The sequence below is a fragment of the Olegusella sp. genome (assembly GCF_057238325.1).
In genome coordinates, this window is the sequence record NZ_DBHHGF010000005.1 from 55087 (window position 1) to 67025 (window position 11939).

General features: G+C 50.4%; 10 protein-coding genes. 4 read left to right on the top strand and 6 right to left on the bottom strand.

Annotated features, from left to right (window positions below):
- Positions 1-35: 35 nt before the first annotated feature.
- The 5 genes from ACO5JD_RS05130 to ACO5JD_RS05150 form a co-directional block, all read right to left on the bottom strand.
- A complete protein-coding gene (locus ACO5JD_RS05130) occupies positions 36-1736 on the bottom strand; it encodes an NAD(P)/FAD-dependent oxidoreductase (RefSeq protein ID WP_484988151.1) in 1701 nt (566 codons plus the stop codon).
- Between the two features lie 18 nt (positions 1737-1754).
- Positions 1755-3038, bottom strand: a complete 1284-nt coding sequence (locus ACO5JD_RS05135) for an aminoacetone oxidase family FAD-binding enzyme (protein ID WP_484988153.1) — start codon at positions 3036-3038, stop codon at positions 1755-1757.
- Positions 3039-3041: 3 nt separating this feature from the next.
- The gene (locus ACO5JD_RS05140) at positions 3042-3911 is read right to left on the bottom strand and encodes an Mrp/NBP35 family ATP-binding protein (RefSeq protein WP_232204053.1); all 870 of its coding nucleotides are present in this window, start codon (positions 3909-3911) and stop codon (positions 3042-3044) included.
- Between the two features lie 100 nt (positions 3912-4011).
- A complete protein-coding gene (locus ACO5JD_RS05145; RefSeq protein ID WP_021626365.1) occupies positions 4012-6168 on the bottom strand; it encodes an LTA synthase family protein in 2157 nt (718 codons plus the stop codon).
- Complete coding sequence (locus ACO5JD_RS05150) at positions 6165-7187, bottom strand: glycoside hydrolase family 25 protein (protein WP_156894178.1); 1023 nt, start codon at positions 7185-7187, stop codon at positions 6165-6167. Before ACO5JD_RS05150 ends, ACO5JD_RS05145 begins: the two co-directional genes overlap by 4 nt.
- 179 nt (positions 7188-7366) lie before the next feature.
- Here ACO5JD_RS05150 and ACO5JD_RS05155 point away from each other — a divergent pair, with 179 nt between their 5' ends.
- From ACO5JD_RS05155 to ACO5JD_RS05170, 4 genes are all read left to right on the top strand, one after another.
- A complete protein-coding gene (locus tag ACO5JD_RS05155) occupies positions 7367-7735 on the top strand; it encodes an ArsR/SmtB family transcription factor (protein WP_084170342.1) in 369 nt (122 codons plus the stop codon).
- Between the two features lie 3 nt (positions 7736-7738).
- Complete coding sequence (locus ACO5JD_RS05160; protein ID WP_484988155.1) at positions 7739-8818, top strand: nucleoid-associated protein; 1080 nt, start codon at positions 7739-7741, stop codon at positions 8816-8818.
- Positions 8819-8925: 107 nt separating this feature from the next.
- Complete coding sequence (locus ACO5JD_RS05165) at positions 8926-9246, top strand: glutaredoxin family protein (RefSeq protein ID WP_021626360.1); 321 nt, start codon at positions 8926-8928, stop codon at positions 9244-9246.
- Complete coding sequence (locus ACO5JD_RS05170) at positions 9246-10403, top strand: glycerate kinase (protein ID WP_021626359.1); 1158 nt, start codon at positions 9246-9248, stop codon at positions 10401-10403. Before ACO5JD_RS05165 ends, ACO5JD_RS05170 begins: the two co-directional genes overlap by 1 nt.
- Positions 10404-10438: 35 nt before the next feature.
- On the opposite strand, the gene ACO5JD_RS05175 is transcribed toward ACO5JD_RS05170, so the two are convergent.
- Positions 10439-11860 carry a lipopolysaccharide biosynthesis protein gene (locus ACO5JD_RS05175; RefSeq protein WP_156894177.1) on the bottom strand — a complete coding sequence of 474 codons (1422 nt, stop codon included), beginning with the start codon at positions 11858-11860 and terminating at the stop codon, positions 10439-10441.
- Positions 11861-11939: the final 79 nt, after the last annotated feature.

An 11939-nucleotide genomic window follows, 5' to 3' on the forward strand; every position in this document is an offset into this window, starting at 1 on the left:
CAGAACTGAATACCATATTATCAGTTCGTGCAAGTCTAATTCACAGTTTTCCAACTCTCCACCAAAGCAGTTGCAATACGGATACCATCTGTAGCCGCACTCATGATGCCTCCTGCATAGCCTGCACCTTCACCTGCAGGCCATAAACCTGCGCAGGATACAGACTGTAGGTCTGCTCCACGGGTAACACGAACAGGGGAGCTTGAACGTGTCTCTGCTGCAGTAAGAACCGCAGTTTCTTCATTAAAGCAGGACAAACGGCGTCCCAGCAGAGAGATTGCAGCACGAAGTACCTCACTGACATAGTTGGGGAGGCAATTATCAACTTCTCCCCATACCACACCGCGAGGGTAGGTAGGCATTACGTCAGCAGCTCCAGTAGAGGGTTGACGTGCAAGAAAATCGCCTACTAGTTGAGCGGGGGCTGCATAACTGGATCCACCAAGCTCAAATGCTTTATGCTCACAGCGGCGTTGGAGTTTGATGCCCTCCAAAGGATCGTCTCCTGGCAAATCACTGGGAAAGACATTGGCAAGCAAGCCAGAGTTGGCATTGATACCATCACGAGCAGCAAAACTCATACCATTGGTGACAACTGCATCTTTTTCGCTTGTAGCGGCTACCACATAGCCACCAGGACACATGCAGAAGGTAAATGCACTTCGCCCCCCAATGTGCTCAAGGTTTGAAGGGAGATGAGCAACGAGTTTATAGGGTGCGGCTCCAAGGATTGGATCGCCCGCAAAACGTCCATACTGTGTACGGTCAACATCTGCCTGTAGATGTTCGATACGTACTCCCATAGCAAAAGTCTTGCGTTCAAGGGCAATGTCATTGTCTTTGAGCAAGGCAAAAACATCACGAGCAGAATGCCCACAACTAAGCACTACATCGCTGGTGTCGATTTGCTCTTCTCGAAGACTGCCGTCAGAGAGAGTTTGAGCTACTTTGACGCCGGTAATACGACGTTCTCCCTTGGTGCCCTTGTAGATGATGTCGGTCATACGACAACGGCAGCGCAACTCTCCACCCAGATCGCAAATACGCTGGGCAATGTGGGCGACAACCTGAGGTAGGACATCACTGCCCACATGGGGGTGAGAGTCCCAAAGGATATCTGCTGAGGCACCTGCTTCAACAAAGGTATCGAGTACCAGCCGGTGAAGTGGGCTCTTGGTGCCTGTAGCAAGTTTTCCGTCCGAAAATGTACCTGCACCACCTAGTCCAAACTGGATATTGGATTCACTATCAAGTTCTGCGCCTTGATTGAACGCATCTACTACATGGCTGCGTTGTCGTGCATCGTCACCACGCTCAATCAGAATGGGCTTCAGTCCTGCTTCTGCAAGTGCAAGTGCACAGAAAAGACCAGCGCACCCAGCACCCACAACAACAGGACGTTTATGAGTTAGCATAGCTGGCTCAATGTTTGGCCAGTGTAAAGGCTTTTCCTCTACCAGCTTGACACCACGATTGTCGCGACGATGTTCCAAGCGACGTAGAAGCTCGCGCTCGGCGTTGGCCCCACCACGTAGAGTTGCCCTGAGCGTGTAATTGAGCTTTAGGCGGTCTTTCTTGCGTGCATCTATAGAGCGCCGCTGCAAAATGATTGAAGTTATATCATCGGGAGCCAAATGTAGGCGGCGAAGCAGAGCAGCATGGCAGACCTGCGTCTCTGCGGTTTTGTCACCATGCATATCGCGTGGGGAAAGCTGGATACCCGAAACTTCAATCATTTACTTTGCCCCTTACCCTTAATGCAGCTGAGCTGCTGCATTGCCTGCTACCATGCCACTTTTCCATGCCCAGGCAAGGTTAAAACCACCACAATCCGCATCAATATCTAGTGCTTCTCCACAGGCAAAAAGTCTAGGGCAGCTTTGAATCGCAAGCGTTGTCGGTTCAAACTGATTAATTGCAAGACCACCACGGGTGACTTGTGCCAACTCAGGATGAGCAATACCGCTTACGCGTAGCGGGAAGCCCTTTACCAAGGCAAGGGCGTAGCTCAAAGGATCTGCTTGTACATCAGAGCTGGGGGCGTCTGCGCGGTCGTCATCTGCTAGAGTCCATTGCTCGCGCGCAAGCTTGATAATCTGCGCTGCAATCAGAGGGTCAAGTATGCCATCAAGGCACCCATCAACTAGCTCTCCGGTGAGTTTGGGATCTGTAATTTGACGCAGTTCAGAGGCGTTGCAGTCGGGGGCGAAATCCAGCGTAATCACATCACCTGGCTGGGCATGGCGGGAAAGGTTAAAGCATACAATGCCCGAAATGCCGTAGTCCCGCAGTAAGACTTCTCCGCGCTCGCGGGCTTGAGGGAAGGTACCTCGATAGATTTGAGCGATGACTTCGGCTCGTCTCCCGTTTAGGCTTGCAAGTGGAGAATTTTCACATGCAAGAGGTGCGAGTATAGGCGACTCTGCAACTTGTTCAAGGTTCAAGCCTGCGGCAATGCGAGAGCTTGCACCACCACCAACGGCAATAATGGCCGCGTTAGCGATCAGGGAGCAATACTGTGCAGGCTCCCTCGTTTCATCGAGAATCTTGATAGTGCAATTGTCATCATTTATCTCGACTTGCTCGACTTTGCGTCCGCAAGCAACAATCACACCAGCTCGTTCGGCGCAGGCAAGCAGCACATTGCGCACACTAGCTGCCTGACGTGATGCGGGATATAGGCGATCCTCTTCAAGTGTCCAGCGCAAGCCGCATGCGTTCCAAAAACCCAATACATCATTAAGCCAGCTGCTGTCGCAAACTTCAGCAACAAATTCAGGATGGTTGTAGCGTTTTGGCGCAAGTGAGATATTGGCCAAATTGCAGCGACCATTCCCCGTAGCAAGAATACTCTGAGCTGCCTGCAGTTTTTGCTCGATAACAACGGTCTTGGCACCTGCCTCAGCAGCTGTAATGGCTGCAACCATCCCTGAGGCACCTCCACCAATGATGCAGACATCACAGTTTTCTGGGAGGGTAGTGTTGCGCGCCTGATCGAGCAGGCGCGCTTGTTTTTGCGCGCGTGAAGATCCCTTCATGTCTTAGTTCCCAAAAAGAGAGCTGGCCTGCACGATGCTATCAACGGCATCTGTCAGCAGATTTTCGGGTAAATCTTGCTCGAAGCTGCCCTTATCGCAGCTTGCTGCCAGTGTGGGATCGATAGGCAGGGAGCCCAATAGGGTCAAGCCATCGCGCTTGGCGGTTTCTGCGGTCTGGCTCGGTCCAAAGACCTCGATATGCTTACCACAGTCGGGGCAGATGGCATAGGCCATGTTTTCCACTAAACCAAGCACAGGGACATCCATCCGGCGCGCCATATTGACAGCCTTGGACACTACCATCTGCACCAAACCCTGGGGTGCGGTAACGATAATGAGACCATCAATAGGTACCTGCTGAAAGACAGTCAGTGCGACATCGCCCGTTCCAGGAGGCATATCGACAAGTAAGTAATCAATCTCACCCCATACGGTCTCTTCCCAGAACTGCTTGAGTACACCCATGAGGATGGGGCCACGCCATAGTACAGGGTCAGTTTCGTTTTCGAGTACGAGGTTGGTTGATACTACGCGGATACCGCCCTTTGTGGTGACGGGAATCATCATATTGAGTTCCGGATCACCCATAATGCGCTCATCTGATAAGCCAAACATCTTGGGGATGGAGGGACCCGTAATATCGGCATCTAGGATACCAACCTTGTATCCCTTGCGTGCAAGTTCGCAGGCTAGAATGCCCGTGACGATAGATTTTCCCACTCCGCCCTTGCCAGAAACTACACCGATAACATGCTTTATGCGACTGTAATCGTTGGTCTTAAAATAAGGAGACTCCTGGGGAGCTTTGCCAAAGGTCGCCTCAACCTCGCGGCGTAGCGCCTCTTCCTCTTCGGGAGTCATTTCATCTGCCATGAAGTATCCTCTCTCGACAACGTTCATCAATGTTTTAATCCTACCCGCTTTGTATGTGCATCACTCAAGTAGAACCAAGCTTTATGTGATTTTTTGGCACCTAAACAAGACTACCAAAGTCTCGGTAGGAGAGATAACGCAGTTCTTGCAGGGTTTTTGCGGCAGCACTGTTTTTATCCTCGTTGAGGCCATGCCATGTACCTTTAAGATCGCAGTAGCCAAAAAGATTGAGTTCGGAGAGTTGATCACGGGCGCCAAGCTGGGCTTTTTGATGCGCAGTGAGTGGTACACCTATCTGCTCGAGACTTTGCGCGGCAAGGTCAGAAGCACTAGCGACTTGGTTTTGCTCTGCTTGGCTGCCGCCCGCGATTTGATAGTTTGCCCAGATGAGGTAGTCACTTTGGTATAGACGCTCCTCGTGCGTCACCGTGTCTTCGCCTGTATAGAGGGCATCGTTTATGGCATTAGAGAAATAGGGCTGATGATCGCCAAAAAAGACAAGCAAAACGGGGCGGTTGAGCTGGCGAAGCTGGTTGACAAAGCCCTTGAGGGCCCGATCGGATTCTCCGATGCAGGCAAGGTATTCTTTGACGAGACCATTAGTGGTGTCATTGAGTTTAGCATTGCCAAAGCTTTTGTATGGCGACATTTTGTCGGCGGGAATACCACCTTGATCGTAGCCACTGTGATTTTGCATGGTGACATTAAAGATAAACTGTGGCTGCCCATCAGATTGCAGCATATCCAAAATCTTGTCGTAGCAAGCTTCATCACTCACGGTATTGTGGAAACTTTTGGCATCCTTAAAATCGTCAATATCGTAGAAGTGCTCAAAACCCATGGCTTTATAGCTGCGGTCACGATCCCAGTTTGAAGCGAGATTGGGATGTATGGCCGAACAACGATAGCCCTGCTTGGCAAGTTGACGGGGCAGAGTTGCAACCTTCTTGAAATCGTAGAGGGTATAAGGATATTTGCCGTTACCCACAAAAGCCATGGATTGCCCTGTAAGGAACTCAAATTCGGTGTTGCAAGTGCCACCACCATTGACGGACACGGCAAGTTTGCCACGGCTGAGGACGTCGGTTAAACCCTGCTTGAAGTACTCAGGTCCTTGGTAGCCGCCAAAATCGTCGTAGAGCGAAAGGTCGGTAAAGGTTTCATTCATGATAACGACGATGGAAGGTTTTTGCTCTTGCCACTGTGTCTGAGCTGCGGAAAGTCCTGTGTTTTTGTCTGCGATTTTTTCATAGCGAGCAACGAGGTCGCTCTCCGCTTTTTTGGCGGCTTCAACAGAATACCCCGCTGGTTTTTTGATGGGTAAATCTTGTGCTTCTGCAATAAAAGAGGGTAGGAAGCAGTACGTTTTGTGATCAAGAAGTTGCCATTCCCACCAATATTCCACCTTGATATGCAATTGAGTTTGGTAGTTAGGGACAAGCAGCACAAAGGCAAGTGCCGCTGCTGTCAGTCCCGCGGCACTCCAATGACGTAATAGACGAGAAGCAAGACTTGTGTGGCTCTGCTCGTGATAAAGAAGTGAGCAGCAGAAAAGGCCCAGCGTCGCACAGATAAAGCCGAGGAGCATATGTGCTTCGAGTTGGTAGTTGTAGCCGCCACTTACCGCTGCAGCAGTACCTGCTGCGTAGAGGTCACCTATGCTTAATACGGTACCCTTGAAAGTCAGTACAAAGCCTTGCACCATTCCAATACAAGTAAAAGTTATCACGACGATAGCTAGGGCAATCCCTGAGCCCAAAAAGAGTTGGTATATTAGGATTAAAACGAGCAGTATGAGCAGTAGCTCCAATGCTGCAGCATGTGGCATAACAAAAGGAAAAAAAGTATTCCAGGTGAGTTCAAGTGCAAACAAGGTGCTGACGCAAATCCAGAGCAAAAGTTTTGCTTGTACACCCAGCCAACTCTTTTTTCCGCGGAGTTTTTCACGTTCGATGTGCCGTTCGTAAAGTTGTGGCGCAATAAGACGACGGCGCAGGCTTGCATGTCCGCAAAACCATAGAGCGTAGGCGCTGATTACAGCGATGAGGACGCTGTCTGTATAAGGCCAGATCAGCAGACAGACAGCAATTATTCCAGCTATGACAGCAAAAAGACCAGCCCAAAGGGTGTCGCTTACCCGTGGCAATTGCATATTGGTTTGCTTGTCTGGGTGTCGACGCGCTTTTGCTATTTCGGCGCAGAGTACGACTGCAGATGCCGTGAAGGCTGCAGCCGAGATGAGCGCCTGCGGTGTCATTTGTTAGCTTTCTTGAGGATGGGTGTGAGATCAAGGTCAAGATCAACGGGTCCCTCAATGCCAGCTACGCTACCTGTGCTGGAGTATTGCCAAATAGCCATCCGAATGGAGGTGGAGGGCATGCTGGCATATTCGGCATACCAAAAACCGCGAGAGGCGAGTTTTTCGGTATCAAAACCCATGAGTCCGCTGGCATTGCCGTAGACCATAGCAGAATAGCCAGCCTCTTCGATGCGTTCGCAGAAGGCAACGGCAACAGCAGTGCGATCGTCAAAACTCATCTCCTGAACACGTTCGGTTTTGAGGTTGCCTGTCTCAAAGTCAAAAACAACAGGGTAGGAGATAGTGGTATTTTTGATGGCTTTGAGCACGAGATCTGCTTCTTCTCGAGCCTCATCAGCTGTCATTGCTTGAGAGTAAAAATACACACCGACTTTAAGTCCTGCTGCGCTCGCGCCAGCGAGGTTTTTCTCGGCAGTCTCATCCTCAGCAACTTTGCCAATGTCGGCACTGCGGTAGCCTACGCGAATGTAAGCAAAGTCAATGCCGTCAGCAGCAACACGATCCCAGTCAATGGTTCCTTGATGCTGGGAGACATCAATGCCTGTGTAAGAGAGGGTTTTCCCGTCTGAGACATAACTGATACGACCCTTATTGTCGGTTTTAAGCTTTGACCAGTCATAGGGATTGTCATAGAGCTTGGAAGCATCAACACCTGTATTAATCTGGTCGTGAGAGGCGGGTGCCTGACAGGCGACCAGACGAAAAACCATAATGACTGCTGCTACTACTAATACAAGCAATACGGGGAGAAACACAGAGGAACGCCTACGCTCATTGCGGCGACGCGGGTTGACGGTCTTGCGGCGAGCTGCAGCATTACTACGGCGAGTATCAGGACTCTGCCTTGGGGTGGAAGGAGTTGTTCTTCTTCTCGAGCGGGCGGTATTGGCGCTGACGTGTGCGTGACGCTGCCTATCTCTGCGCGCTGGCATTTGCTCGCGTCTTCTAGCTGCCAAAAGCTCACCTCCTTGCCTGCCTTGCGTGGCTTGTGCGTGCAGGCCTCACGTTTTGCTTATCAAAGGCATCGATCTTGAGAAATAGTGTCGATGCAGAGTTCTCACTACTGTAGTTTAGCGCGCCTCTGAAAGACCTGCGATATACTCACAAACCAAGATAAAGTTTATGGAGGATGCTCATGTCTGAAACACCTCATCATGATGAAGAAAAGCCCGCCTTGGTGTCAGATGCCGAGCTTTGTGAGCTGATAGGCGATGATGATTTAATCTATACCGCAACGCAAATTTTTGATGCGCTTTCGGATTACACACGCTTTAGGATTTTGGGGGCACTGTCAATGGGGGAGCGCAGTGTCAAGGAACTCGAAGAGGTATGTAATGTGTCCCAATCGGCGGTTTCACATCAGCTGCGTTTGTTGCGTGACCGCGGTCTTGTGTCGGCCAGGCGCGAGGGCCAGCGTTCGGTGTATACCATTGCGGATGATCATGTAAATACGCTTTTGCGCGTCGGCCTAGAACATGCCGGCCATACGTTTGAGGGAGTTTAGTAGATGCTCAAGGTAGATCATGCAGTGCTGCATGTTTTTGATTTGGATACGGGCTCGTGCATATTGTCCGAACGCGAATTAGATTTGAGCGAGCGTCAGCCGCGCTCGTACGTGCAGCGCATGATGCGCAAGGCAACGGGTAGCCCTGATAACAACACAGCAAGGCTTGATACAGCATCAAACTTGGGATCCGAACTGCCACGTTATGTACAGGGCGCACGAACTCTTGTAGACCTATCGCAAGATATTGCTCGCGAGCTATGGGAACAACTTCGCTTGAGCGAAGAAGCGGCGCCCTGCGATTTGCTGGTAGCCGACTTTACTGATACTGAGGCGGCAAATGCGACTGCAGGGACAAAAATTGATGTTGATGATGACTTGCCTTGGGATGATGAGGAAGTAGAAGATCGTAGTCGCCGTTTCTTGGGCATTATGTTGCTTCCGCGTAAGCGCGCCTTTGTGCATCAGGTGATGGATATGGGTGGTGTCTCGGCAAGTGGACTTTCGACCAATGATACTGCTTTGCCCAATCCTACACAGAAGTTGTCACACTACTTGGTGATTGATATGGATAATCTCGAAGTAGGGATTGTTGACGAAGAAGTGCAGCTTGCAGGCAATCCTGTGCATCTGCTCTCCCAGACCTTGCTGCGCTGTGAGCCAGCGCCTTCCCCGCGCAAGGTAGTAGATACTGTGGTACGTATTGCAGGCGATATTGCCGAGCAATACGGTGAGCCAGCAGCGCTTGCTATGGCTGATGCTAAAGACTATGTGACTCATAGCGCGCAGCAAGATAGTGCGATTACGCCACGCGAGATGGGCGAGCAAGTATTTGCAGACAAGCCCGAGCTCGCAAGTCGTTTTGAAGTGGCAGTGCAAAAGGAAGCTTTGCCCGAAGAAGTTCATTTGCGTGCTTCGGCAGCAAATCGTTTGGCAAAAAGTCACCGTATACGTACTGATACAGGCATCGATATTACCTTCCCGTCTGCTTATGCCTCTGACCAGCACTACATTGAGTTTGCACAGGACAGTGAGGGCGGTATCCAGATTACAATTCATGCAGCGCATATCGAAAATCGCTAATTTTTGCTTGGCCTACTTGGCGATGGTTTGAAAGTAATGTGTGTGGGTAAGTTTTAAATTGGTTTAAGAACTTACAAAGGCGTGTTGCCGATGAGAGATGAGAAGTTATGGCAAAGCTTGAGCTTTTTTATAAACAAAATTGTCCGTGGTGTCACAAGGTCATGGATTTTATGGATGCTCACCATATCAAACTTGAAATGCATGATATTTACGGTGAAGAAGAGGGCGATGTCGAACGTGCTCGCCTGATTGAGCTTGGTGGCAAGCGCCAGGTGCCTTGTCTTCTTATTGATGGCAAGGCTCTCTATGAGTCCAGTGACATTATTGATTATTTGGGTCGTGAGTTTGGCATTGCTGACGATACCTCTGTAGATACGGATATCCCTGCAGGTACTGCCTGCTCGATTGCTGGTGGTTGTAGCTTCTAATGAGTAATCTGCCTAACATCAACACCAAGGTTTTGATAGCCATCGACTCCTTTAAGGGTTCTGCGACCAGTGCAAAAGCGGCTGAGTTAATAGCACAGGGTGTGCAGCGGGCCTGTCCGCAAGCTCACATCCATTGTGTACCTATCGCTGATGGAGGGGAGGGTACGGTTGATGCGCTTTTGGCTGCACGTGGTGGCGAGCGAAGAACGCTCCAGGTAGAAGGCCCTCTTGGGGGACAGATTGAAGTCTCATACGGTATTTTGTCTGATGGCTCTGCTGTTATGGAAGCTGCTTCTGCTGCAGGTATCGGTCTCAGCTCTTGTAGCGAAGAAGATGCATTGCACGCCTCAAGTTTTGGTCTTGGGCAGATGATTTTGGATGCGCTTGACCGTGGGTCAGGTCGTATTTATCTAGGTTTGGGTGGTACTGGCACAAGCGATGGTGGAGCAGGCCTTGCCCAAGCACTGGGTGCTCGCGTGTTGGCGCTAGATGGCAGCGAGGTGAATAGAGGCTTAATTGGCTTGCGTGATGCTGTGCGCATTGACCTTTCTGGTTTGGATTTCCGTCTCAAGGTGACCGAGATTGTTCTGCTGACCGATGTGACAAATCCTTTATATGGACTTGATGGCGCAATACACGTATATGGTCCCCAAAAAGGACTTCCCCAAGACAAGTTGGGCATTTTTGATTCGTGGATGATGCGCTACGCCCATGCGATGATGGAGGCTGTGGGTAAGGATAAATCCCGCATGCACGGTGCAGGTGCTGCGGGGGGTCTGGGGTTCTGCTTGGCTGCTTTGTGTGGGGCTACTCCCAAACGCGGCATCGAAGAAGTGCTTAATGCCATCGATTTTGATCATATGTTGCGCAGTGTTGATTTGGTTATTACAGGCGAAGGCCGCATGGATGCACAAACTGCATCAGGCAAGGCTCCGGTAGGTATTGCTCGTCGGGCGCGTTCGCGCGGCATCCCTGTGATTGCAGTGGTTGGCAGCCGTGCAGACGACCTTGGCGCGGTTTGGGGTCAGGGTATCGACTTGGTAATTCCTGCAGTGACAGCACCCATGACGTTGGAGCAAGCTTGTGCCAGAACAAGCATCTCGTTGCCACTTGCTGGCGAAACTGCTATGCGTGCTTTTATGCTTGGACACCACTGACACACATGATGTTTGTCGATGATTAACAGGGCGCCCTAGGCACGACGACGGATTGTGACATATTGGATGGCGAGCAAGATGAGCAAAACACCCATCGTGACTAGTGAAGCATAGACAGCGCCTCGCAGCTTGAGTACATGTACCAAGCCATATGAAACGGGTACCGAAATTGCAAAACCTAAGGTATAAAGCTTGGTTACCGATTCTTGTTGGCGCAGTACGGTAATAATCTGATACAAAAAGTCGATAGCAGCAGCAAGGCCGCCCGAGATAATCATCGCGTAAATGAGGTCACCAAAACGCTCAAAGTCAACGCCATAGAAGAAACTCATGACTTTGATGCCAATGACACCCATGACCAATGCAACGGCGGCAGTTACGGCGGCAGTGACTCCTAGTACGGCGAGAATGATTACGTCGAAGCGTCTTCTACCACTGGGATCCGCCCAGACATTTGCGAGGCGAACAAGCTGTGGCTTGTAGACAAAGCCGATGGTCATAATGATGGCGTGCGCAGGGAAATAAATTGCGTTGTAGTAGAGCTGGTTGTCATAGGACAAAGCGCCTTCCATTGCAAATTTGGGCATGTTGTCGATAACGGCATAGAGGAAAAGTGCTGCTGCAGCTGGAAAACATTGGATAAAGATCTCGCGAATTTCGACGAATTCGGGTGCGCGCGATTTGGGTGTTTCAAGAAGCGCCAAAGGCAGTGTCGCAAAGAGAAAACTGGCTATAGCACTAATCAAAAGTGCCATACTTGCCATGCCTAAATTGCGGGTCAACAAGAGTACGACGCTGCATGCAATGAAGGTTGCAGATGAGCGCAATGCCTGAGAAATGCCTGCTAGATAGAGTTTGTCTTGCTGTTGTAAGCGTCCTTCATAGACATCGGCCAGTGCGTCTATCATGCGGAAGCCAAAAACACCAAAGCAAATTTGATTCATTTGATGGTCATATCGGTGTAGTGCACACCACGCAACGCCTACAGCAACCATCAAAGCACAGGCCAAGAAACGCTGAATCTGATATGCCGCAAAGCTTTGCTCTTCGTGTACATCAGAAACTTGGAAGGTGCGCGCTCCATAGTTGCCAATAAACATCAACATCATGCCAGTCACGTATGCCATCGAAAACATGCCGGCGCCTTTGACGCCTACTAGCTGCGTGACCACAACTGTTAGAAAAGGAAACTCTGCACCCCAAGCGGCTAGGCCAAGCGAGTTCCAGATGTAGTCGCGCTGTGTGCGTCCTGCTCCATATAGCTCTACAGCATCGCCAAATTCATGGCGGGTAACCGATTGCAGCAAGCGGTCCCACCAACTGTTGATAATGCGTACCAAAGGTGAGGGCTTATGTGCAGCAGGACTTGGTCTGCGGGCATTACGAGCTGCACGAACGCGACGGGCTTGGGCAGCACGAGCACGTCTTTGCTGAATAGTGGAAAATGCTTTGTTCACTCAGAACCCCTTTTGCGGCTGTTTGTCTGGAACTGATTGTAAAGCTCAAGTTTGGATATGACCGTAAATTCTGAGTTTC